This is a genomic window from Bathymodiolus japonicus methanotrophic gill symbiont (assembly GCF_019721995.1).
Classification (GTDB): Bacteria; Pseudomonadota; Gammaproteobacteria; order Methylococcales; family Methylomonadaceae; genus Methyloprofundus.
Genome location: NZ_BLYC01000037.1, coordinates 1 through 24,598, shown reverse-complemented (window position 1 = coordinate 24,598; position 24,598 = coordinate 1). Strand labels below are relative to the sequence as shown.

20 protein-coding genes and 3 pseudogenes are annotated in these 24,598 nt (G+C 37.9%); 4 read left to right on the top strand and 19 right to left on the bottom strand.

What is annotated here, in order from left to right; all coding sequences use genetic code 11:
* Positions 1 to 1,161: 1,161 nt before the first annotated feature.
* From K6984_RS24655 to K6984_RS24600, 13 genes and pseudogenes are all read right to left on the bottom strand, one after another.
* Entirely contained in the window at positions 1,162 to 1,617 is a 456-nt protein-coding gene (locus K6984_RS24655; RefSeq protein ID WP_221897841.1) for a hypothetical protein, read from the bottom strand.
* A 280-nt stretch (positions 1,618 to 1,897) separates the two neighbouring features.
* On the bottom strand, positions 1,898 to 3,169 hold the full coding sequence (locus K6984_RS24650; protein WP_263458873.1) for an SEL1-like repeat protein: 1,272 nt from the start codon (positions 3,167 to 3,169) through the stop codon (positions 1,898 to 1,900).
* A gap of 389 nt (positions 3,170 to 3,558) precedes the next feature.
* Positions 3,559 to 4,224: a restriction endonuclease subunit S gene (locus tag K6984_RS24645; protein ID WP_221897839.1), complete on the bottom strand. Its 666-nt coding sequence runs from the start codon at positions 4,222 to 4,224 to the stop codon at positions 3,559 to 3,561.
* Between the two features lie 434 nt (positions 4,225 to 4,658).
* The gene (locus K6984_RS24640; protein ID WP_221897838.1) at positions 4,659 to 6,695 is read right to left on the bottom strand and encodes an HsdM family class I SAM-dependent methyltransferase; all 2,037 of its coding nucleotides are present in this window, start codon (positions 6,693 to 6,695) and stop codon (positions 4,659 to 4,661) included.
* A 1,111-nt stretch (positions 6,696 to 7,806) separates the two neighbouring features.
* Positions 7,807 to 8,136, bottom strand: a complete 330-nt coding sequence (locus K6984_RS24635) for a hypothetical protein (protein WP_221897837.1) — start codon at positions 8,134 to 8,136, stop codon at positions 7,807 to 7,809.
* 193 nt (positions 8,137 to 8,329) lie between these two features.
* Entirely contained in the window at positions 8,330 to 8,569 is a 240-nt protein-coding gene (locus K6984_RS24630) for an integrase core domain-containing protein (protein ID WP_221897209.1), read from the bottom strand.
* Positions 8,541 to 8,708, bottom strand: a complete 168-nt coding sequence (locus tag K6984_RS24625; protein ID WP_221897836.1) for a hypothetical protein — start codon at positions 8,706 to 8,708, stop codon at positions 8,541 to 8,543. The genes K6984_RS24630 and K6984_RS24625 overlap by 29 nt, the downstream gene beginning before the upstream one ends.
* A 27-nt stretch (positions 8,709 to 8,735) precedes the next feature.
* Positions 8,736 to 8,864 (bottom strand): hypothetical protein, encoded by a 129-nt coding sequence (locus K6984_RS34925; RefSeq protein WP_263458596.1) that lies wholly within the window; start codon positions 8,862 to 8,864, stop codon positions 8,736 to 8,738.
* 82 nt (positions 8,865 to 8,946) lie between these two features.
* Positions 8,947 to 9,315, bottom strand: a pseudogene (locus K6984_RS36590) (transposase); the annotation flags it as partial.
* Positions 9,257 to 9,880: a transposase gene (locus tag K6984_RS24615; protein ID WP_221897834.1), complete on the bottom strand. Its 624-nt coding sequence runs from the start codon at positions 9,878 to 9,880 to the stop codon at positions 9,257 to 9,259. The pseudogene K6984_RS36590 and the gene K6984_RS24615, both read right to left, overlap by 59 nt.
* 95 nt (positions 9,881 to 9,975) lie before the next feature.
* A complete protein-coding gene (locus K6984_RS24610; protein ID WP_221897833.1) occupies positions 9,976 to 10,155 on the bottom strand; it encodes a hypothetical protein in 180 nt (59 codons plus the stop codon).
* A 1,248-nt stretch (positions 10,156 to 11,403) separates the two neighbouring features.
* Positions 11,404 to 11,781, bottom strand: coding sequence for a hypothetical protein (locus K6984_RS24605; protein WP_221897832.1), 378 nt, complete (start codon positions 11,779 to 11,781; stop codon positions 11,404 to 11,406).
* Positions 11,673 to 11,924: a hypothetical protein gene (locus K6984_RS24600; RefSeq protein ID WP_221897831.1), complete on the bottom strand. Its 252-nt coding sequence runs from the start codon at positions 11,922 to 11,924 to the stop codon at positions 11,673 to 11,675. Before K6984_RS24600 ends, K6984_RS24605 begins: the two co-directional genes overlap by 109 nt.
* Before the next feature lie 340 nt (positions 11,925 to 12,264).
* Here K6984_RS24600 and K6984_RS24595 point away from each other — a divergent pair.
* The 3 genes and pseudogenes from K6984_RS24595 to K6984_RS24590 all read left to right on the top strand — a co-directional run.
* Positions 12,265 to 12,800: pseudogene (locus K6984_RS24595) on the top strand (restriction endonuclease subunit M); the annotation flags it as partial.
* A gap of 191 nt (positions 12,801 to 12,991) precedes the next feature.
* On the top strand, positions 12,992 to 13,123 hold the full coding sequence (locus tag K6984_RS34920) for a hypothetical protein (protein ID WP_263458872.1): 132 nt from the start codon (positions 12,992 to 12,994) through the stop codon (positions 13,121 to 13,123).
* A gap of 493 nt (positions 13,124 to 13,616) precedes the next feature.
* The gene (locus K6984_RS24590; protein ID WP_221897829.1) at positions 13,617 to 14,906 is read left to right on the top strand and encodes a hypothetical protein; all 1,290 of its coding nucleotides are present in this window, start codon (positions 13,617 to 13,619) and stop codon (positions 14,904 to 14,906) included.
* A gap of 608 nt (positions 14,907 to 15,514) precedes the next feature.
* Here the strand turns inward: K6984_RS24590 and K6984_RS31670 are convergent.
* The 4 genes and pseudogenes from K6984_RS31670 to K6984_RS24575 all read right to left on the bottom strand — a co-directional run bounded on the left by K6984_RS31670 (position 15,515) and on the right by K6984_RS24575 (position 19,423).
* Positions 15,515 to 15,712, bottom strand: coding sequence for a hypothetical protein (locus K6984_RS31670; RefSeq protein WP_221894617.1), 198 nt, complete (start codon positions 15,710 to 15,712; stop codon positions 15,515 to 15,517).
* A gap of 64 nt (positions 15,713 to 15,776) precedes the next feature.
* Positions 15,777 to 16,149, bottom strand: a pseudogene (locus K6984_RS31665) (type I restriction endonuclease subunit R, EcoR124 family); the annotation flags it as partial.
* 1,680 nt (positions 16,150 to 17,829) lie between these two features.
* On the bottom strand, positions 17,830 to 18,819 hold the full coding sequence (locus K6984_RS24580; RefSeq protein ID WP_221897828.1) for a transposase: 990 nt from the start codon (positions 18,817 to 18,819) through the stop codon (positions 17,830 to 17,832).
* 16 nt (positions 18,820 to 18,835) lie between these two features.
* Positions 18,836 to 19,423: a hypothetical protein gene (locus K6984_RS24575; RefSeq protein WP_221897827.1), complete on the bottom strand. Its 588-nt coding sequence runs from the start codon at positions 19,421 to 19,423 to the stop codon at positions 18,836 to 18,838.
* Positions 19,424 to 19,863: 440 nt separating this feature from the next.
* Between K6984_RS24575 and K6984_RS24570 the strand changes: the two genes are divergently transcribed.
* A complete protein-coding gene (locus tag K6984_RS24570) occupies positions 19,864 to 20,208 on the top strand; it encodes a hypothetical protein (protein ID WP_221897826.1) in 345 nt (114 codons plus the stop codon).
* A 210-nt stretch (positions 20,209 to 20,418) separates the two neighbouring features.
* Here the strand turns inward: K6984_RS24570 and K6984_RS24565 are convergent, their stop codons facing one another.
* Together K6984_RS24565 and K6984_RS24560 are read right to left on the bottom strand one after the other, a co-directional pair.
* Positions 20,419 to 22,341, bottom strand: coding sequence for an ATP-dependent helicase (locus K6984_RS24565; protein ID WP_221897825.1), 1,923 nt, complete (start codon positions 22,339 to 22,341; stop codon positions 20,419 to 20,421).
* Positions 22,338 to 24,170, bottom strand: a complete 1,833-nt coding sequence (locus K6984_RS24560) for an ATP-dependent nuclease (protein ID WP_221897824.1) — start codon at positions 24,168 to 24,170, stop codon at positions 22,338 to 22,340. Before K6984_RS24560 ends, K6984_RS24565 begins: the two co-directional genes overlap by 4 nt.
* Positions 24,171 to 24,598 lie beyond the last annotated feature (428 nt).

The window sequence follows — 24,598 nt, the reverse complement described above, 5'->3', positions numbered from 1 at the left end:
ATAATGAGAGAATTATCGGCAAGGCCAACTGGGGTCTAAAGCAGCCCTATTGTCAAGACCATTTTCTCCAAATGATTAGGAAAAATATCTAACATTCTCATAAAAAACGTACCTCGCTTTGGTGTGTGATATCAAGCAGACTTTTGGGAGCATTTAGGTCGAACAGTAGCCACTTTTGGCTATCTTGAAGATGCTCTTGTAAAAGGGATTTATGTACTTGGAAGTGATGACGAACTCGGACAAAAAGTGAAAGACTTAGAGCAGTTTTGAGAGAGAGCTGGTATTCGAGATACTCTTAATAGCAGGCTACTTAAGAATATGTCCCTTGACTCAACCATTGGAAAGCATTGTTAAAAAATATCATATTTAGCAATAATAATTCTTTAATTAATAAAGAGTGATGTCCTCAAAAACATTAAAATTTTTAGATGATGAGGTCGTGAACATTTAGGAATATGTTCTGTCATAGCAGGTTGGAGAGTGCTGACAAAGCAAGAGACGAGTGCACTTCCTATTTATCTCAACATAATGGAGACTACTTTAAAACATTACCAGTGGTACTGAATTCTTACAGCAAACTCAAAACACATATTGCAGAACTTATATGCCTTAGTAATGGAGATTAGTACAATATGGATTCCTGAGGGCCGATGCCTACCATCAAAACCCTGGTATTGTTGAATAAAATAACGTTTATAACTGAAGTTTCCCAATTATTGAGTAGCTGAAATACACAATGCTGGTGTATCGAGGTTATTTTAGGTGGTTTTGCCATGTTATAGCAAACCCTACTTAATTCCCCTTACGGACTACGGCAGATTTTAGAGGTAATATTTAGTTTCCATTTTGCCATCGCTTACCTCCGGCAATGAAAAAGGTTCTGTCGCGATAAGGTATGGGTATAAAAATAGTTTCTAACCAGTTTTTTGTAAGAAGTTTTACAATATTTTAAAATGTAATTACACTATTGTGATTAAAAAAAAGGGGGGGTGATGGCTAGAAAAACAGAATTAACACAAGACTTAGTATTGCTGGTTTCGCGATAGAACCCAGGTATAGTTCTTCTCATAATCTGCATACAGCAATATGTCCCGTAGGTAGCCAATATATTGTCCACATGAACGGTATATCGCAGAATTTGCAAAATGCGGGCTGTGATAATTAGTATTCACAAGCATCTGGACGACGCCTCGGAATATCTTTTGTTTTCTCACCATGGCTGGCAGCGTCACTTTGAAATCCCAGTAGTGTACTGTGTTTATTTGTTTCACTCTCGAATTTATAATTCTGTTTCTCCAACTTTTGCTTGATTGGATTCACCTTTTCTGCAACCAAATAGTTTAAATGAGGAAGAATAAAAATATACAACGCCGTTAATGTTAATGGTATAAAGAACAAATCGAGAAAACCGGGATACGTTAAAAGATTACGTACAGACATCTCTTGCAACATATTTTTTATTCTTACGTCTGGTGTTCCTGTACCAAAAAACAATAAAGCCAACTTACCCCAATTACATAAAGCCCATGAAGATATAAATGGACCAAGAATTAGATCATTAATTCTTTTTCGAAAACTCATTGCCACAGAATTATAAATATCATCAAAAATTTCCATTACACTTACATTGAGCGGGTCTATTTATTCATGTAACACATTGATTTTAAATGATTTCATATAAGCCATTGAAATCTACTAAACTTATTGTAACTATTTGTTTTAAAATAAAAATATAAATCCATACCCGCTCAATGTGAGATTACATATTATTTTTCTAGTCTTTAAGAAAGCTCTTCCCACCACCTACAGCTAACACGGACGGAAAAATGTTCACTTTGCTAAAGCTCTATTTTCATCCGCAATTTTTTATGCTATTGAAAATGAGAGATTAGTTAGATTACACATTCTGATTGTGTGATTCTATCCAATCTCGTGATAATTTCTGGGCATTATTTATTTTCTCAATTGATAGCAATCTGCCTATCTTTTCCCTGTTAGCTATTGCCTTTTCAAAGTTGCCATTATATGCTGAAATATTAAAGTACATATATGCTTTATTATTGTCCTGATTCCCCACGTTTCCGTTAGCATACATCACACCTAGATTATATTGTGCTTTAGAGTCCCCTTGCTCTGCTGACTTGGTAAACCACGTTTCCGCTTTCCTATAGTCTTTAGTGACGCCTTTGCCACTGCTATACATTTCCCCTAGGTTGAGTTGTGCGTTAGCATTCCCTTGCTTTGCTGACTTAGTAAACCACTTCGCTGCCTGATTATAGTCTTGAATAACCCCTTCTCCTTTGCTACACATCACCCCTAGATTGTATTGTGCGTTAGCATTTCCTTGCTCTGCTACCTTCGTAAACCACTTCACTGCCTGCTTATAGTCTTGAGTAATGAGTTCTCCTTCCAGATACATCACCCCTAGATTATATTGTGCTTTAGCATTCCCTTGCTCTGCTGACTTGGTAAACCACTTCACTGCCTGCTTATAGTCCTGTTTTACAACTTGCCCTTCCAGATACACCACCCCTAGATTATATTGGTCTTCAGCGTTCCCTTGCTCTGCTACCTTCGTAAACCACTTCTCAGCCTGCTTATAGTCTTGAGTGACGCCTTCTCCTTTGCTACACATCACTCCTAGATTATATTGTGCGTCAGCATTCCCTTGCTCTGCTGACTTGGTAAACCACTTCACTGCCTGCTTATAGTCTTGAGTAATGAGTTTTCCCTCCAGATATATCACCCCTAGAGTGTATTGTGCGTTAGCATACTCTTGCTCTGCTGACTTGGTAAACCACTTCACCGCCTGCTTATCGTCTTGAGTAATGAGTTCTCCTTCCAGATATATCAACCCTAGATTATATTGTGCTTTATCATACCCTTGCTCTGCTGACTTGGTAAACCACTTCACCGCCTGCTTATCGTCCTGTTTTACACCTTTTCCGTTTTCATACATCACGCCTAAATTGTATGGTGCTTTAGCATTCCCTTGCTCTGCTACCTTTGTAAACCACTTCTCAGCCTGCTTATAGTCTTGAGTGACGCCTTCTCCTTTGCTACACATCACTCCTAGATTATATTGTGCGTCAGCATTCCCTTGCTCTGCTGACTTGGTAAACCACTTCACTGCCTGCTTATAGTCCTGTTTTACAACTTGCCCTTCCAGATGACACCACCCCTAGATTATATTGGTCTTCAGCGATTCCCTTGCTCTGCTGACTTGGTAATATCATTTATATCCTCTGTTTTTTCATTCAACGACGTTCCCCTTTAATATAAAAAATGTGTAACTGCTTTCATTGGACTAGGATCTCATAACTGGTAGTGGCTCAAACCTGTAATTATATATAAATATCTCGACAAAATTCTACCTTGTTGAGCAGTAATCCGACCACGCTTTGAGCCACTACCTACTTCCCCTTCTCAAGCCATTACTTTCCTGAACACCAGTTCACATCTGGCTTATCCGTTCAATTATCGCGATGGGGCGAGAATACTTTTTTCCTGCATGGTGTTTCATCCATTCATCGCATAAAAACAGGTTACAGTTGATTTTTACACAAACATTTGTTTTTTGCGACAGAACCCTATTTTATTATCCGCATAGTGAACAACATCTTTGATAACCAGTTTTTGTATCGCGGAAATAAAGGTTTCCATTGAAGAATAGTCTGGTTGATTGTTTTGTGTCGGGAGTGAAATTTCGTCTTTTTGAATCTTTCTGTTGCTAATACTGTCGCCCCAAGAATATTTATGACCCAAACTTTTATTGATACAGGTCGCTAAAAAGAGCTGGTTAAACTTGTTTCTTTTTTCTTCATTCTTTAGATACAGGATTAAATTGTGGCTGTCGTTCGAATAAAAGTCTTTTTCTTGATAGCTAACAACAAAAGTTTTCCCGCCTATAAAAACACAATTTCCCTTATCCAAATACTCTTCATCATAAGAGATGTAAGAACTTACCGCATTGTTTTTATTACTTGAGCAGAGGTAAGGTGTTTCTCCTCTATTTTCAATAATATCTCTGGATAAAATATTTCCAGAGTTTTTCACGTTAAATATATTAATAACATTAAACTCTTCAAAATTAAGGTCTTTAAAATCATCTAAAGCCTGCTGTTCTTGTAGAGTCAATGAGGTGTTTTTTAAACCAGCCGCAGATAGATAAGCTTCCAGCTCCGCTATGCGCTCTGCTTCCAGCTCCGCTATAAATTTTTCCATAAATTCAAAATCAGTCTCGCCATTTTTGTCTGGGCAGTTGATTTTAGATTTTAATAAATTCTTATCTTTTTCGAACTATATTGTAATAATTGGTAATTTGTTTAGTGCTGAGTAAGAAATATTATGCAATTTCTTTTATTTAAATTCATATTTTAGTGTTATTTTCACTTGCTCCCTGCATAGAAGGTCTTTCTTGATAAGAAATCGTTTTGCATGACAAGTACTCAATTTCCTAATTAAATTAGTCATTTACAAAGCTCAGTTTCTCAATAATCCCATTGTTTTTTGATTTCTGATACAAATCATATATCAACTAGCATCTTTTTGAAAACTATCTTTTGAACGTTTAGTTTTATGTGTTAATCTCAAATCAAATCACCCAACCCTAAATTCACCCCCACTCAACATGTTTCAGTCTCGTTAAGTGGGGCAGTCTACTTTCCCGACTGTTTACCTTCACCCGCTTGTTGTTTAAGAAGGTTTGAAACTTCCCAAGCCAAATAATCACCGACCGTTTTCTTAAAATCCTGCAATGTAGGCTTAGTGTCAACGGGTATAGACTGATTCCAGTCAGCCCCGTTTTTGGGATCAATGGTGTTTTCGTAATATTCATTTTCGGTAAAAATAGTGAGTTTACTTTTACCAAAGCGCACTAAACTGATTAGCTCTTCATAGCGTTCTTTAGCGCGATCCGTATCTTTGAGGTTATTGCTGGATTTTTTCCGGTTGGTGCGTGTATAGCCATCGTTTGAAAAGTCGATAAACTTAACCATTTCATCTTGATGATGTGGTTCGTTTACCTTAAACACGTAGATGTGTGTTTGCACGCTGGATTTACCAATAAAGAGGTCTATCGGCATTTTGATGCTTGCCAATAGCGTGTGTTTTTTTAGAATTTTCTGATTGATTGCTTCCGCTTTTCCTGAACCAGATGAACCTTGAATAATAATGGCGGCATACCCTTTGTTCATCATTCCCAACGCTTTTTCGACAAATTCCATACCGTTGCCTTGGGCAGAGTACGGCGGATTAAGGATAAAAGCATCAGCGGGAAATTTTTTATCCGTTTCACCAAAGCCATATTTTCCGTCAAAATCCTGCAAAGAGTCTTTGTTTAGAATGTTGGAGCTGCCATCCCCCATCAAAATCATATTGAGAATAGCCAACATATAAACACTTGATAGCATTTCTAAACCGAGCAATTGTTCAGCCTTTATTTCCGCTTCTTTTTTTGCGAGCTCTTCAGGTGAAGTGATGGTGTTTTTGGCATCGTTCAGCATTTCATTCATTGCTGCAACCAATAGTCCCGCTGAACCCGTGGCAAAATCCCACACATACGAATCCTTATTAACGCGTGCTAGCTTTGCTAAAAGGGTTGCAATATAAGACGGTGTAAGCACGACATCATTAAGTTTGTCTTGCGAAAAACCAAGCCAGCCATACATTTCATTAAAGAGCTTACCGGTAAAATCGGTGGTTAAGCCAATTTTGTAGTAGATCCCCAGGTCATCAACAATTTTTGTAAAAACTCTTTTAAGTTGGCTTTCACCGTTTTTAACCTTATTGATATTATCAGTTAAAAGTGTGTTTTTTAATGTTCTTAAAATGAGTTCTTTTTTCTGTTCCGGCAGCTCCTTTTCACCCAAAAATGCTTCTATTTTTCTTACTATTATTTCACCATCTGTGCTGCCTTTTTCGGTAGAAGACTTTAAATAAGATTTTTCAAGCGGAGATACTTTTCCTGGAATCCCCAACGTAGAAATGATTGAAGCGGCAACCAGATAAACGCGGTCATTTTCGCCCAAGCCTTTTTCATTTTGGTAAATATCATTATTCAGCCTGACCAGACTGGTATCAATTTCTTTTTCACGCTGTTCTTTGATCTTGTCGAGTTCTGCTTGCGACAAGCTTAAGGTTCTTACCTGCTCGACAAACGCATCAAAATGTTTTTCTGACAAAAAAGAAAAATCGGTAAATTCGCCAACTTTTTGTCCGATGCCGAAATTTGATTTTGAAACGTAATAAACACCTATTTCGTGCTGAATATTATTGGACTCATCTTTGTGTCCTGTCATCCCAATGGCGATAATGTCGGTATAGCTGGTGTGGTGTAGTAATGCATTGGCATAATGCACTGCGCCATTTATTGCAAACGAATTGATGTTTTTAAAATGAGATTCGTTTTTAGCTGTTCTGTTTTCTACCTTTCCACTCGCGTCGAGTTTGACAAGCTTATCTTTGTAGCCTTTGTACTCAATGAGTATAGGGAAGTGATCCAGATTTTTATCTTTCAGTAATAGCTTTGCATCTGGGCGATTGGCGCCTGAGCCGCCATTTTTGGTGAAGTAATCAGACAGTGCTTTGTCTGTTTCAGTGTTTAAAGATTCTTGCTCTAGCTTGTAATCAAGGTTGTAAGATTTAAGCCAGCCATTTGCTAGGTCTGCAATATTAGGTTCAATTGATTTTGCCATATTCCACGTTCTATTCCGTTCTATTATAAAATGTCAGCATTCTTGTCAATACCTTCGCCAAAATGAAAGTACACTCATTTTTATGAATTTTATAGCCTATAAGCGATTGATTTATATAGGTGTAAGATTGTCATTTTTGGCTTAAATTAAAATTGGCGAAGGCATTGTTCTTGTTCAATAGTATTCCACTGACTATTCATGGGTTCTGTCAAACACCATACATGATCATAAAGATGTTCAGATAAAACCTCTGCCTCTAATAATGCATCCCGTTGTAAATCTAAAATTTGTGGTTCAGTCGAAAAGTCCACACCTTGGTTCTGTCGCATAAAAAAGGTTACAGTTGATTTTTACGCAAACATTTTGTTTTTTTGCGACAAAACCAGAACTTGGTCATCACTGCCCTTTATGTGATTTAATGAACAGCGATGACAGGACGTCCCAATGCTTCATGAAACTTAGGGGGGATGACGTGCCAAGAAAAAATGGCTAAAAGGCTTATTAGAAGTTTAACTACAGCTAAACTTGCTATGTCTTGCTTGTATGAGTTAAAGTTATTGGCAATACAAATCTGATATTTCCTATTTCAGTTTTAGAAACAAGCCCCGAACTTTTAAAGTTTAGGGCTTAAAGGCAAAAAAAAACCCAAGCATTTTTAAGTACTTGGGTTTTTTGCCTTTAATAAAGGTTGTGTATGAGTGATTTCAGTCACTCACCACAGCTTGAAAGTAAGAGACACGACTCTTTCTTTCAAACGAATGTTAATTATATCTTAATTAGCCTCTCATTTGTAAGCATTTCTGGTTTTTCTTCTCTCCTTTCAAGCTCAGCCCCTATTTTGGACTCAAGATGTTTTGGAATAGGTCAGGACAGTGTTGCGATCAAGGGTACTTGCTAAGGCAACCCATAAGGCACTTTTTGCATAAAGTAGAAGTCGCAAGCTTATAGCGTTTTGAATGCGGGATTCGAATTTTATAATGCAAAAGGTGGCGCGTTTGGAGCAGGGGTGGATATTTTATATATCTGGTAACGCGCAGGGCGTAACGGTAGTGAAAGGGGCTTAAAAACTCAAGTAACTCGATTCCAAGATTCACTGAAACTCTAGTCCGCATTATCTGTTTTTTTCATGCAGTTGTGGGGGGGGCTGTGAAAGGGGATTAGTGGGCCTGCCTTTTGCTGTGATTGATAGTGATTGTGGGGAATGCGGTCTGCGGGACTTCATATCATACTGCCCACTCTCGCAAACACAACAGGTTGGCGCGAAAGATGGTTCTGTCGCAAAAGAACAAATGTTTGTGTAAAAATCAACTGTAACCTGCCGCTGAAAATCCTGGAAACGGAGCTTTAGCGAAGTGAAGATTTTTAGTCCGCGATAGCCGTAGGGCCGTTGTTTTGTCGGAGTCTGAGCGATAGCGAAGGTGGAGACAAAATAAAAGGCCATCCGACACGGCGTCAAGTCATTTGGAGCCTATGTTCCGACCCCTTGTTGGGTCGGGACGAGGTGACGAGGACGAATCGGGGCCGCCGGAGGCATAAGTGGTCGCGTTAAGTTTTTGCCGCTTGCTTGGGCTGGGATGCTTTATAGCACCCCAAAGAGTCAAGACAGATTTTTCAACAATCCTTATTCCATATTCCTAAGCCGCTTCATTCTGCTGTTCATTAGCTAAAATACTTTCTCTATATACATTCATTGGTTTTTTATAGTCCAGGGTTTCATGAAACCGTTGATGATTATAAAACTCAATATAGTCATCAACATCTTCTATTAACGCTCTAATTGAACCATATTCATTTAAATAAATACGCTCACATTTTGCACTTCGCCAAAACCGTTCAATACAAATATTATCCGTTGCTCGTCCTTTTCCATCCATAGAAATAGTAATGCCTTCGCTGAAAATCCTGGAAACGGAGCTTTAGCGAAGTGAAGATTTTTAGTCCGCGATAGCCGTAGGGCCGTTGTTTTGTCGGAGTCTGAGCGTTAGCGAAGGTGGAGACAAAATAAAAGGCCATCCGACACGGCGTCAAGTCATTTGGAGCCTATGTTCCGACCCCTTGTTGGGTCGGGACGAGGTGACGAGGACGAATCGGGGCCGCCGGAGGCATAAGTGGTCGCGTTAAGTTTTTGCTGCTTGCTTGGGCTGGGATGCCCAAAACAAGCTTTCGCAAAAATAGCGACTCCCCGCAAACCATATTCATAACGCTCAGACTCCCAAAAGCAATCAAATATATCCGTTGCTCGTCCTTTTCCATCCATAGAAATAGTAATGCCTTTGTTTTTTAGTCGTTGGGTATGAATTTCACTGGTGTATTGACTGCCTTGATCCGTATTAAAAATTTCAGGTGTTCCGTAGAGAGAAAGCGCTTCATCTAATACATCCATAACTAAAAAAGAATCCATTGTGTTTGATATTTTATGGGCGAGCACTGCTTTTGAGTGCCAATCAATAATCGCCGCTAAATAAACCATCCCTTCTTTGGTTTTAATATAGGTTATATCTGTACTCCAAACTTGGTTAGCGTGTGATATATCAAGATCTCTAAGCTTATAAGTATATTTTTTATGTTCTTTTATGGGGATCGTTGTATTGACTTGTTTTACCGCTAATACGGCTTTCAAGACCCATCTGCTGCCGATAACTCGCCACCGTGTTTAAACTGACTTTAAAACCACCTTCAAGCAACTGCTGGTGTACTTTAGCCGCACCATAAATAGGGATGTCTTTAAAAATGTGATTAATCTGAGTTTTGATCTCTTCTTTCTTTTTATTCTCTCTTTTTTTGTAATAGAGATTGCTTCTATTTAATCCTAATAATGCACACTGCTGTGTTAGAGGTAGAGTGTTAAGCTTGGGCTCAATCAACTGTTTTCTATCAGATGAGTCCAAGCTTTTTAGCTTTTTTTCGAGCCACTCCTTTTCAACCGTCATTTTTCCTACGATTTTTGTGAGCATCTCATTTTGTTCTTGAGCTGCTAATAGATCCTCTTTGTAATCTTTAACGGCTTTGGAGGGCTCCATTGCTATTTCTGCATTGTCTAAGAATATTTTTTTCCAGTTTTGTAGGTTCTTAGGTGTGATGTTATTTGCACTGGCAATTTCTTGCAGTGTTTTTTCATTCTTTAAAACTTCTAATACCAACTTGCTTTTAAATTCAGCACTGTAGACCGTTCTTTTTCTGCTCATTTTAATACTCCAATTTTTTACAAATAGTAACTAATTTGGAATAAGATTGCTTTGATTTCTTGTCTGGATTTGCTGGGGGATTATAGTTTACATGCTCAACTAAAAATTGTACCATTTTTTAAGTAATTATTTTCCTTCGCTGTCAGCCCCGGACGGGCTGATAGTCTCCAGAAGGCGCAGGGAAATTTGCCAATCCGAAGTGCGCGATAGCGCGCGAGGGAGGCTAAAATTTTATCCCGAATAGCCGTAGAGCCATTTTCTGTTATGAGTTTCAATTACGCTGAGTAGTTACATGTGTTTTTGATATTCTTAATCTAAAGGACAATACCTTTACCAAAATAAAAATACACTCATTTTTATGAATTTTACAGCCTATAAGCGATTTATTTATATAGGTGTAAGATTATCATTTTTGGATTAAATTAAAATTGGCGAAGGTCAGGCGCGCCATGCGACCTCACAACATTCTGTGACTCCTGTCGCCGTAATTCATTCCCTGATTTTCAGCGATAGCGACTCCCCGACGCCTGCGTAGGTGAACGAATTACGGCGACAGGAGTCACAGCAATATGGTTTCTCTTAAACCGCGCTCCGCGCATCAATAATAAACAATGATAATTTTTAAGGATAAAAGAAAGCATGGAAAGAATAAGCGTGCATGGCTACATCTTGCATAGACATCATAAAGAGTAAGGTTTTACCTGTTTATCTTTCCCACTCAAAATGCTAATGCTTTTTTAGCTATTTCGAGAGAGGATAAACAGAATAATCGAGTTTTTAAGCCCCTTTTACCTCCGCCCTGCCCCTGGGCTATAGAATATATATAAATATATCCCCCTGTACAGCTACGCAGCATATTTGCACTATAAAATTCAATTCCCGCAGGTGAGACGGTATAAACCCGCGACTTCTACTTTATACAAATATGATCTTACTGACTACCTCTACATACCCTTGATCGGTAGCTCTGTCCTGACCTATTCCAATATCATCTAATCCAAAATAGTGGCTGGGCTTGAAAGAAGAGAAGAAAAACCAAATTGCTTACAAATGAGAAGCTAATTAAGATATAATTAACGTTCGTTTGATAGCAAGAGTCTGTCTCTTACTTTCAAGCCGTAATACGTGTTTGACGCACTTATTACAACCTATAAAAAAACCTCTACATACAATGTGTGTGGAGGTTTTTTTATGCCTTAAATACTACCTTTATTGGCTAATAATGGAATAGGTAGCGTTGTTTTTTATAAACAGTGCCTTTCAGTATCCGTGTTATTAACCTAAAACAAAATCATAAATTAACCAGTAAATACAATTAGTTAAACTGATTTATTGGGCGGTAATTGATTTTTTTCCTTTTTGTTTATTCCTAAAATAACGATAATTATCCTCGAATTATTTGCACTCATTGCCGTTATTTTTCCCTTTCTATAAAAAGGCTAGAGAGTATTATCTGTATAGCGGGTACAGGGATATCTATCCCCTATGTTAGCTGATACCCTTCATTGTGACAATACAATCCATCACTTAAATAACTTTGAGAACACCCCTCTAATCACTGTTTTATCTGCTGATGTTTCGCTTTGTGTCGTATCAATTTTATGTTCAAGTAATGCCATTAATCGAATTTCACGAGTTAGGGAATCGTCTCTAACTTGTTTTATATCCTCCCTAAGCCCATCGACCTGTTTCTCAAGCCATTCTATATGAGACCTCTCAACCTGCACCACTGGCACGGATGTTTTTGTAACCTTTGACGTTGTGTTTTGTTTCAGTTCACCGTACACACGGATTAATTCCGCAGTATCAAGAAAACCATCACTCTTCCTCGATCGCTGAAAATCATGGAAACGGAGCTTAGCGAAGTGGTGATTTTTAGTCCCTGATAGGCGACAGGGCAATTCGCTGATTCGACGTGTGCTAGCAGCACGCGAGAGGAGCAAGAATTGCATTCCGAATAGCCGTCCAGCCAGTGAGGTAGTAATGACGAAGCGGCTTTTGTGCGTAGTCGTTGCGGACGCAGGGCGTTCAGGACATCTCCCATCCGCTGCGTAGGTGAACGAATTATGGCGACAGGAGTCCCGGAATTTCGTGAGGTAGCATGGCGCGCCTGGCTATAACCTGTTTTTATGCCTATCATTAAAAAATCATCATTCAAGGGTATTGTCAAGATGAAATATTATCACCCCATCGTGATAACTGTAATGGGCAAGCCAGGTATAATCTGGTGTTCAGAAAAGAAATGGCTTGAAAAATAGAACCACCTTTCGTAGAACATGCGAATCTTCTTTGGCTGAAATTTAATCTTATGATCGTAGGTAATAGAGTGATTCTGTTTTTTGCGACAGAACCCATTTTATAATAAAACGGAAAGAGCGTGGAATATGGCAAAATCAATTGAACCTAATATTGCAGAGCTGGCAAATGGCTGGCTTAAATCTTACAACCTTGATTACAAGCTAGAGCAAGAATCTTTAAACGCTGAAATAGACAAAGCACTGTCTGATTACTTCACCAAAAATGGCGGCTCAGGCGCCAATCGCCCAGATGCAAAGCTATTACTGCAAGATAAAAATCTGGTTCACTTCCCTATACTCATTGAATACAAAGGCTACAAAAATAAGCTTGTCAAACTCGACGCGAGTGGAAAGGTAGAAAACAGAACAGCTAAAAACGAATCTCATTTTAAAAACATCAATTCGTTTGCAATAAATGGCGCAGTGCATTACTACACCACACCAACTATACCGACATTATCGCCATTGGGGTAACGGGCTATAAAGATGAGTCCAGTATCATTCATCACGAAATAGGCGTCTATTACGTTTCAAAATCAAATTTCGGCATCGGACAAACAGTTGGCGAATTTACCGATTTTTCTTTTTTGTCAGAAAAACATTTTGATGCTTTTGTCGAACAGAGCCCATAATTGTAAGCTTGTCTTGTTTAGATCCTAAAAACCCCGTGTTTAAATATAGAGTGTTAAAATGTAAAATTAAGCCTCTCTAAATCCTTTAGAGGTCTTGAGCAGGTTCTGTCGCATAACTCCACAAAAGGTGGATCACATGCTCAGTAAGTATAAATTGATGATTAATAGCAAAAGGGAAATGTATGAAAACATGGTTAGCAACAAGTAAAGATGGCAGAACAACATTGATTTCTGCATATACTTACTCAGACGCTTTTCAACAGGCAGCAGAATGGGCAGGAGATGATCTTTTAGATGATCTGGTTGAGCAATAATCCTAATTCTATGTGAGTCGATTGGCTATGGCTTGAATGCTTTATAAAAAGAGTGATGGTTTTTGGCTTCCCTGGTGAGGATTTGGATTTTGCTGTATTCTGTATGTTTCAATATTTTTGGTAACTACTCAGCGAAGCTGAGTAGTTACGATAGTGGAAGCATGATTCTTGAATAGTTAGTTTTGGACTTTCAGTCCAGTCGCAACCTATGCACTTTCAGTGCATAGTGGTTGAGTTATTCACAATACCTTCGCCAAAATAAAAATACTCTCATTTTTATGATTTTTACAGCCTATAAACGGTTGATTTATATAGGTGTAAGATTGTCATTTCTGGCTTAAATTAAAATTGGCGAAGGTATTATTATTCATGTAACACATTGATTTTAAATGATTTCATATAAGCCATTGAAATCTACTAAACTTATTGTAACTATTTATTTTAAAATAAATAGTTAATCTAAAAATATAAATCCATACCCGCTCAATGTGAGATGGTATTTTTAACACTAGTTAATAAATTTGTAAATAAGTCTATTTTAGGGGGGGGGGGTATGGAGATTTTTAAGCAAAAAGTAACTGAGTATTTTGAGTTTTACTTTGACTTTATTGATAAAAAATCTATTAGGTCAGTAAATGATCTACTTAGTTCAGCAGTAAGGGTTAATGAGCTTCTTAGAAAGGATACGCGAAACAGTATAAAGAAGGACCTTTTTGGTTCTGGTGATTTTTTGCTAATTAAAATGCTCAGAAACTACAATGAGCATAGTGGTCATGTCATTGGTGAATTTAAAATGACTGATAAGTTTGCCGCTAAAGAATTGAACCTGGACTTGAGTTTTTGTTGTTTGATCCCCGCTAAGATGTATATTTTGGCTAAAAATGGTCAACAAGTAAATTTAGCTGATATTCCTAAAATAGATGCAGCAGCATCTATGGTTGGTGATTATGTGGATATTCATCCGGCAATCTTTAATCTATCTGTGTATATCTATGAATGCTTGATTGGTCTTGGAATTTCTCTTGATACTAAAGAGTTTTTAATGATGAAGGATTCCTATGATAAAGAGACCCTTCATGGACTTGATCATTATATTGCCTCCGTTAATTACTTAGATACTGTTTTATCGGATGGAATGTCTTTTGAAGAGCATGTGGTGCCTTTTGTCGCATCTGACCAAAATACCAGTGGGTTACCTGATTACAACCTAATGTCTGGATTGGATGCGCCTTTAGATATTAGTGCCATAAATTTTGATGATATAGCTATGAATTTAAAGTTATATCTCAAATGTATTGATGGAAAGCCAATATCATATTATGAGAATGATTTACTTAGGTTTGAGGAGTTACACGCAAGCAATGTCTTTTCACCAGTAAAACATATGTTAGCTTATAGCCATGAAAAATTTGAAGAATCAGTTTTAGATATAGGAGCTATGATTGAATCAATTAAAACAGAAGAAATACGTTTAAAACTTCTTAATTATAACGCCTCAGCAATTTTTACTTTTGGTGATGAGTATATGACTCGGTATGACCATACTTACGATTTAATGTTGTATTTGTCTATGCTGATAAATATAAATATTCATGGTCTTGATCATAGGGAAATCAAGGTGATGTTTAAGATTATTAATTCAGATAGCTCGGTTAGCGTGACCAAGGCTCTTAGCAGGATGCGTATAAATAAGAAATCTAAGCTTAAATTCTCAGGTTTGATTTTCTCTCAAATGGTTATGCTACTTATTGAATTTCCGTTTAAAGATCATCAGAGTGGTTAGCAAGTGTCTGATGTAGGGATGAAAATTTAAAAGCACCCTAAAAGAATGCTTCTATTTTATCGATATGTTACTTAGACGTTGTAACTAGAATTTCCGCTATTTTTTCATATGGTTCTTCGTCATTGCGAAAAAACACTTGTTTGCTGATGTTGTTTTCCTTCCAAATATAGGCTTCCCGTCTAAGCCGGGACACCAGTAATTTCAAGGGGTCAAGAACAGCCTTAGGTCGGCCATTTCTGGGCAGAGGTAATTCACCCATCTTGCCTAAAACCCATGAAAACAAACCAGAAAATCCTGCTCAAAAAACGTTTAGAAGCGGTTGTTCCATCTTGGCGTTTTAATCCATAATACTGGGTGTCCCGGCTTAGACGGGAAGCCCTGTTGACGTAATAGCATGCTTCAACGTTACGATTAATCGGATCAAAATCCCGTAAAAACAGAACAGAATCAAGCCTTGTTTTAATTTAAAAAATCCCGGATAAAAGCTATGTCTTATTAAGGGTAAAATTGAGGTCTACTAAAACCGCTGGATGCTTTGATGCGTCTAGGTTACAAAGGATTTAGGATTGTAACTACTCAGCGTACGCTTAAAATCAGGGAAACGGAGCCTAAGCGGAGTGATGATTTTTAGTCTCTGGTAGGCGACAGGGCAATTCGCTGATCCGAAGTGCGCTAGTAGCGCGCGAGGGAGGCAAGAACTGCATTCCGAATAGCCGTCCAGCCATTTGAGGTAGACTTAACTGAGCAGGGTTTTGTGCGTAGTTGAGTAGTTGAGACGGACGCAGGGCGACCAGGGCATCTCCCATTCGCTGCGTAGGCGAATGAATGTTGGTGACAGGCGTCCCAGAATGTTGTGAGGTAGCATGGCGCGCCTGCCACGCCTTTAAATTTCTCAATAAAGTCGGCAATCTTTTGAAACACACTTTGTTTCTTAGTTAAGTATTGTGGATTAAGTGGACTCATTTTAGGCAGAATTGCATTTAGATCAGTGCCATTTTCACTGGCATATTCTCGTTTTTACGATGCTGCTATATAGCGCTAAGCGGAGTGATGATTTTTAGTCCCTGGTAGGCGACAGGGCAGTTCGCTGATCCGAAGTGCGCTAGTAGCGCGCCTGTGCTTCACGTTGTTGTTCAGCTTGAGCAAAGGTAAAGAAAGCATCAATAATACTGGCTTTATCGGGGATATTATCTAAATTGGTTTGATTAATAAAAGCCACAACCAAACTTTCTTTCGCTCGATGGTCGTGGCTCAAACCTGTGATTATGTGTAAATATATCGACAAAATCCTACCTTGTTGATCAGTAAGCCCATCACGGTTTGAGCTACCACCCATTTTTAGACTAATCACAGGTTTGAGCCACGACCCATCATACGAACCCACCAGCTAAAGCAGGTGGTTGTTTAGTTAAATTATATTCAGGAGTAATTATGAGTTCATTATTTGTTTTTATAGTAATATCTGTTTTTTCACTCTCTACAGCAATATATCTTTATATCTTAAACGGCCTATTCAGTTGGAGTGGTATAATATCTGTCCTGTTACTCAGTATTATTACTTGGCCGGCTCTTGACATTACGTTTTTTTCATCAGAAGAGGAGCGAGATAAAATGACTGGAGTTCATGAACATGGAAAGCCGAACCTAATCCGGTTACTAGCTGAATTGCTATTCCTTAGTCGGTATGTTGTGTACGCAATTACAGCATATCTTCCCTTTATTGGCTTTTCTTTTTACACTGTACTGTTAACGGCTATTGCTCTATCTTTGACACATACCTTCGAGCCTATCAACATTAATATGATATTTCACGCAAACAGGGTAGGTGGTGTCGTAGGTGTTTTAAAGCATTACTGTTGTTTGTATATTCCAAGCCTTATAATTGTTTCTTTTTTTTACGGCCTAGGATTACTTATTCAGAAGGTTTTATGAAGATGCTGTCGCAAGTATTATTGAAAACGTAGCAATACCGATCTTCAGGAATAACTATCCTGCTAAATCTATAAACTGCTTATACTCGATGTTCAAGTTTTATAAGTGATTGATTTTACTGACAAAGAAAGCATCAACATCATTGTAAATCAATCACTTATAAAACAAAGCCGGAAAAATTTACTTTTCTTAGCCCAGTTATAGCTGAAAACTTGAACATCGAGTTATAAGCAGACATATTTTGCTCACGATCTTAAGTGATTGAAAAAATAAGTTATTTTAAAATTCCACACTTAACGGTGACATAGCCAAAAATAACGGCAATGAGTGCAAATAATTCGAGGATAATTATCGTTATTTTAGGAATAAACAAAAAGGAAAAAAATCAATTACCGCCCAATAAATCAGTTTAACTAATTGTATTTACTGGTTAATTTATGATTTTGTTTTAGGTTAATAACACGGATACTGAAAGGCACTGTTTATAAAAAACAACGCTACCTATTCCATTATTAGCCAATAAAGGTAGTATTTAAGGCATAAAAAAACCTCCACACACATTGTATGTAGAGGTTTTTTTATAGGTTGTAATAAGTGCGTCAAACACGTATTACGGCTTGAAAGTAAGAGACAGACTCTTGCTATCAAACGAACGTTAATTATATCTTAATTAGCTTCTCATTTGTAAGCAATTTGGTTTTTCTTCTCTTCTTTCAAGCCCAGCCACTATTTTGGATTAGATGATATTGGAATAGGTCAGGACAGAGCTACCGATCAAGGGTATGTAGAGGTAGTCAGTAAGATCATATTTGTATAAAGTAGAAGTCGCGGGTTTATACCGTCTCACCTGCGGGAATTGAATTTTATAGTGCAAATATGCTGCGTAGCTGTACAGGGGGATATATTTATATATATTCTATAGCCCAGGGGCAGGGCGGAGGTAAAAGGGGCTTAAAAACTCGATTATTCTGTTTATCCTCTCTCGAAATCATCAGTGTTCCCCTATCAATTGATGCCGTGAGACTAACCTCGCCACAAGAGAGCTCATAAAGCACTGTAAAGACATTCCTGTTATTATTGCGTTTTGAACTGCCCGAATGGTATACGAGCTGATACGAGATATTCTTGCCTGGAAAAATAATGGATTCACAAAACGATCTCGTTTTTGAGCCTGTTGCTGCCTTATCTCCAGAGCCTCGCTATATTTTTTATCCGATGGATGAATCAATTCTGGCTGTTGTGTTTTTGAAATCTCTTCAAACACGCGCATTAAATTATAGCTCATTGCAGTCAGGCGCATTTGATTTTCAAGTGAGCGGGTATTGGAAGACCAAGCTTTAGTTTCCTTGAAATTACTTTTAGTGTTATTGAATGTCTTTTCAATCGTCCATCGCTTGAAATACAGCATGGCAATGGTTCCAGGGTTAATAGTCATTGGCAAGGTTGTCACAAACCGGTGAAGTTTTCCGGTTTCTGGATCACGGTAATCCACCACGTTAAATTTGATGCCCTTGTTTTCGTACACACTGTATGCTTCAACCCCTGTATTGATCTCATGGCGGGAGTCAAAAGGGATAGACTCAACCAGAGTCGCAATTGAATTTTCTTTTAGCATTGAAATCATGTAATTAGCATGTCGTTTCTGCCGATCCCACCAGACAAAGTCGGTGACGGCTTTATCGTAGACATAGAGATGTTTCTGAGAGCTGTTATTTCCCTTGTTTTGCTTTTCAATATGATCTCGTAACACAGGTATTTCTTGATGCCTCTGAGTTCCGTTTGTCACCAGACAAAGAAATCTGAGCAACCCACTTCTGAGATTCAACGCGTAAATCCCCCCAGCCGCATAAACTTTCCCCCGCTGAAAATCAGGGAAACGTAGCCTAAGCGAAGTGAAGATTTTTAGTCCGCGATAGCCGTAGGGCCGTTGTTTTGTCGGAGTCTGAGCGTTAGCGAAGGTGGAGACAAAATAAAAGGCCATCCGACACGGCGTCAAGTCATTTGGAGCCTATGTTCCGACCCCTTGTTGGGTCGGGACGAGGTGACGAGGACGAATCGGGGCCGCCGGAGGCATAAGTGGTCGCGTTAAGTTTTTGCTGCTTGCTTGGGCTGGGATGCCCAAAACAAGCTTTCGCAAAAATAGCGACTCCCCGATTGCTGTTTTTTTCAGTATGGCAGGCATGATCAATAAAATGTCCATCCGCTGCTTCTATGGTGTATTCGTCAAGTTCCGGGAATGCTTTAAGATAATCAATGCCTTGCGATAGAAGTGTTTCAGCGTGAAGATGATAGCTCTGCTGTTCAAATGCCTCAAGCATACTTGTTCGTCTATGCGACTTCAGTGATTTAAAATACGTTGAGTGGGGAAGCAGCTGGCCATAAATCTGTTCATTGGTTTGGAGGAAATGGCGACCACTATCGACTACACTGATACAGCGTAATAACCCAAGGCGAATAAAGTCGATATCCTTCAACTCTGGGCATGAACGAGCCCACAAAGGATGACGCTCTGCTAACAGGGCACGTTCCATACTTTCATTGCAGTGTTGGTGAATATGTTCAGAGAGTGGTAGGTCTTTAAGCATGGGTGATATCCGTTTATGAGGTGATTAAAACGGAAATTTTTAGAAAAATTTTTTCGGCAATTGCAAGCTTTATTTGAAATTATTTGTTGTTTTTTTACGGTGCCTACAGAGTGTCTATTTTCTGTTATAAGTGATTAAAATCAAAAAGATGTAAATATTCGAGTGGTGCTACCTTCAGGTAGGTTATAGGCTGCTTTGTTTAGGTACTTCTTCTTTCAATGGGAACACTGATGCTCGAAATAGCTAAAAAAGCATTAGCATTTTGAGTGGGAAAGATAAACAGGTAAAACCTTACCTATCCTGTGGTCATTGAACGCTCTTGTCCACCTGGCTCTTCACGCCTGGGCTTCTTTTTTTATCTTTTATTCTTACCAATTATCATTTCTTATTATTGATGCGCGGAGCGCGGTCTAAGAGAAACCATATTGCTGTGCTTGATAGTGATTGTGGGAAATGTGTTGGCTAGTGTTGGTAAGGGGTGGATAACATCTTTTCGTTATCCATGCTTTACCAATACGTCCCGTAGGGAGTCAATATATTTCCCACATGAACGGGTCAAAACTTGCAAAATGCGCCTTGTAGGCATTACAGGGGCTAAATTTTACTTGTATGCGAACGTGAAAAACAAAATAGGACGATTAGCTATGGCGATCAACGATGAGAATATACCTAACAAGGATAAAGAAGCCTTAAAACATTTCTTAAAAGGTAAAGAAATATGGAACGAATATGTTAAGAGTCACTCAGAGAAGGTGGATTTTCATGCGGTGAATTTTTCAAAATAAAATGTTATCACCCCATTGTGATAACTGAATGGATAAGCCAGGTATAATCTGGTATTCAGGAAAAAAACACTAAAAAGTGGAGCATTTTTAGTTGAACATGCGGATCTTCTTTGACTGAAATTAAATCTTATGATCGTAGGTAATAGCTATTTCTGGTTTCTGCGACAGAACAGAAAAGGTCGACCTAATGTTGTTCTTGACCCATTGAAATTACTGGGTGTCTCGCCGCTTAGACGGGGAGCGAATCTCATCTATAAAACGAGATACATATTGCCCCTTAACCCCTCCCCAAGGCATAGTTCTCTGCCTTGGGGAGGAGATATAAAGCTGTCGTTTAGCTCTTGTTATTGCCACAAAGGCACTGTTTCGTTCTTCATTAATATCAGCAGTAGTCTTAGCCCGATAATCAGGAAACACACCTTCACACATAGACATCAAAAAAACAATTTCTTTTTCCAATCCTTTCATTGTGTGCACTGTGCTTAAGGTTAATCCATCATTAATAACATCTTCAGTTATCTGACCTAATGCCATCGCATTTCTAAATGCCTGTAATGAATCACCCAAACCTTTTTGTTTAAACCGGATCCAGTATTTTTGAAACTCTTTTAATTCAAGAATACTTATTTCCAACTCAGATTCATAATTTTCCAATTGTGGAGCATCAGAAAATTTCTCTAATTTATCAATAAAGGATTTAGTTAGTTTTCTAATATTAGGTTCATTAATATCCAGCTGGTCTATTACTACTAACAATTCTGACTGTAATTCAGGAAACAAAATTTCTGAACTTAAAACATCTTCGGAGCATTTCTTTAAGATTTCATTATTTCCCCATTCAGAAGGAGAAGAAAGCTTTAATAAAGAACAAAGCTTCTTACCATCCACCCAATCTTTAGGATTCAGTTTTACACGCATAGCATAGTCTAATACCCTACAAAATAATGAAATAGGCTCTACTTGCCTTTCCCCTTTTTTTAAAGAAAATCGCATTTCAGAATTATTTAAAGCGTCTTCTAAAGCAGAAAAAACATATCGGTTTCTAGCAATAACAACCATCTTATCAAGCGTTATTTCGCCTTCAATTTCCTTATGTGTTTTCATCTCTAAAAGGTGCTTAATTTGATTAACTATCCAACGAGCTTCCTCAAACTCATCGGCTTGAGTTTCAACTGTTACGCCACCTTGTAAAGCAAAATCACTTTCTTTCTGTGACCCTGGTTTTAATTTGTTTGCAACATGAATAACAGCCCTGCTACTTCGGTAATTTTCCTTTAACTCATAAACTGATGGCTTAAAATCATCAATAAAAAAAGAACAAAGATATTCAGATGAAGACCCATTAAATCCATATATCATCTGATTCGGATCTCCAACCATTAATATACTGGTAATTGACTCACCACAGAGTGTCTTTATAAACTCGTATTGAATTTTATTTAAATCCTGTGCTTCATCCACACAAATATGCTTATATTTAGCACGATAAATATTAGCAACCCAGTCATGGAGAAAAAGTATTTTATAAGCATACTTTAAAATATCATCATAATCGATGCCCCCACTGGCAAGCAGTGCATCTTGATAGTCTTGATATATTTTCCATAATCGTGAATCATTTGGATATTTCTCAGCAACCTCACTTTCATTAAGAATTTCACGTTTTATCGCAGCAAAAGCATCCATATGTTTTTGCATAACACCTTCACGGTTACGTCTCTCTCTTGAACCTGAAACATTCAGATATTCATCAATATCCACATTATCATCACGTAAAGATTGTAAAAAAACCTCCATCCTATCTTTATCACGCTCATAGATATGCAATTCAGCAGGAAGCCCTATGGTATGTCCGTATTGCTCCAATATACGTTGAGCAACAGAATGAATAGTGGCAACCCAAGCCCTGTCTTCTATAGCATCAACATTATCAAGACGTTCAGCCATTTCTTCAGCCGCTTTATTAGTGAATGTTAAAGCAATAACACTGTCTTTTTTAGTGTTTTCAAGAATAAACCGGATTCGTTCAGTCAATACACGAGTTTTTCCTGAACCAGCAGAGGCTAAGACTTGTAGTGAATTTTCAATGGGAGCTTTAACAATAGATTCTTGATCGGGTGATAAAGCCATCATAATATCCGCCCCACTTTAATTTTTTCAAATAATTCAATTATTTTAGGTGGTAATTTATCAGAGTCCAATTTACATAATTGCTCTGTAACAGCTTGAGCATACCTTGGCTTTTTAGCATCTAAAATTTCCAACATTGCTTTTTTTCGCCCATCAGGACAAGAATAATCACGTAAAGACGAGTCAAATATTGGCTGCTTACAAGTTTCACAGGGTGGCTGGTCAGTTTTTCGTGATTTTTCTTGAGTACCTTGCTTTTTGTTTATCCATTTATCAATTGCGTCAGTACCATCAATTTCCACAATTGCATTTTCAATTGACTTCGCAAACCCTGAATCAAACAGATACCCTTCAAAATCAGTTCTATCCAATATTGTTATATTCGGGCTATTATCAATATCGGTTTCACCAAATATTTTGTCATAGTTCTTTTTTAATTCTTTAGTTGTATTTATTTCGCCGTCACTAAAAACAAAGACAGGGATATTAAAATCATGTGCAAAACTCAAAAATGGTCGATACTTTGCTCCTGAGCCACTCACACCAATGAAATTTATTCCCATTGAAAATTCATTGTCACCAAAATATTTAGTAAATAGCTGTGGTAAAGATTGTTCCTCAGTTTCACCCTCAGACAAAACAATTGCTTTAGAAAAAAGTAATTCACCTCTCGAATGAATGACCTCCCTCTGCAATTTACGTTTGTCTTCAGCGGGTAAGTTAACATTGAGTTGGTTGACACATACACCTTGAGATGCAATTGATAATGCTCTTAGTTCACTTTGATTAGCCAATGCAGCAAGATATGGTGAATGAGTGCTAATAATTATTTGTCCATTAGAAGCGATAAGCTGTTTATAAAGTGTTCGTTGAGCGTTAGGGTGCAAATGTGCCTCAGGTTCTTCAGCAGCAATCAAAGGGAAAAAAGGTTTTGCTTCTTCTTGATGATTTTTTCCCGTTAATTCGACAAACGCTTTTACCGTTAGCATGGATGCCCAACTACGGGTTCCCATACCATGATATTCCATGGAAAACGAATTATTCGCCTGATCACCAAAATGAACAGTAAATTGCTTTGAAATATCTCTAATTTTTTTGGGGAAAGGCGTTATTTCAGCTTCTCCAGAACCTTGAAAGGATTGGTTCAGTTGTTCTAAATGTTCTTTTAAGTCTTGTAAAGGCTGACTTTTTTCGACAGCCTCATCATTAACAGCCTTTACCAATTCTTCCAGCTTAGTAATATCGGCTTTATCATATTCCACATTGGATAGCACTTTACCAATAAATGAAGATTTCTCTCTCAATTCTTGATGTATATCTCGTTGGGCATCTATTGAAATAAAAGGTAATGCATCAAATCGCTTACGCAACTGTTTTTTACGTTTAGTTGTTTCACTTTTCCAATTTGGATAATCAGGCCAGCGATCCAAAGCAAAGCGCGTAATGCTAAAACCTCCTTTTATTTTATCCTGCTCACATTGAGTTCTTAGAGCTAAAAATTGATAGCCATTGGCTTCTGATTGAATCTTATCTCCAAAATGCTCAGCCCATTCATCATCAAATATTGACTTACGTTTACCCTCTAAATCCATTGCTACTACACGAACATCAACTAGAATGGAATCAACCCTTTTATCATCCGTATCAATATAAAAATCTTCTTCTGCCAAATAACGAGAATAATCACCCAAAGCCAATTGCATAGCCTTAATCACTGAAGTTTTACCCGAATTATTTGTGCCTATTAATACAGTAACTCGAGGCAATGTAATTTCAAGTTCAGCAATACCCCGAAAACCCGCAATACGAACTTTATCGACTAAAATACTCATACACTCACCCTAGAAGCTGTCTGTGTTAATTCGAGTTTACCTGGCTCTGTCGCAAAAAAAATATTTGTGTAAAACCGGCTATAACCCGTTTTTATGTCGCTCATGAAAAGAGCATCATGCAGGAGAAAAATATTATCACCCCATCGCTATAATTGAACGGATAAGCCAGGTGTGTACTGGTATTCAGGAAAAATAATCACTTAAATTATCATGCTCAATTTATAATTGAGCATGATAACATATTATGGTTCTGTCGCAAGTATTATCAAAAGCACAGACCTCCTGTCCTTCAGGCATAACTATCCTGCTAAAGCCATAAACTGCTTATAAGCAGTTTATGGCTTTAGCAGGATAGTTATGCCTGAAGGACAGGAGGTCTGTGCTTTTGATAATACTTGCGACAGAACCATTGTTAAAACATAATTAAA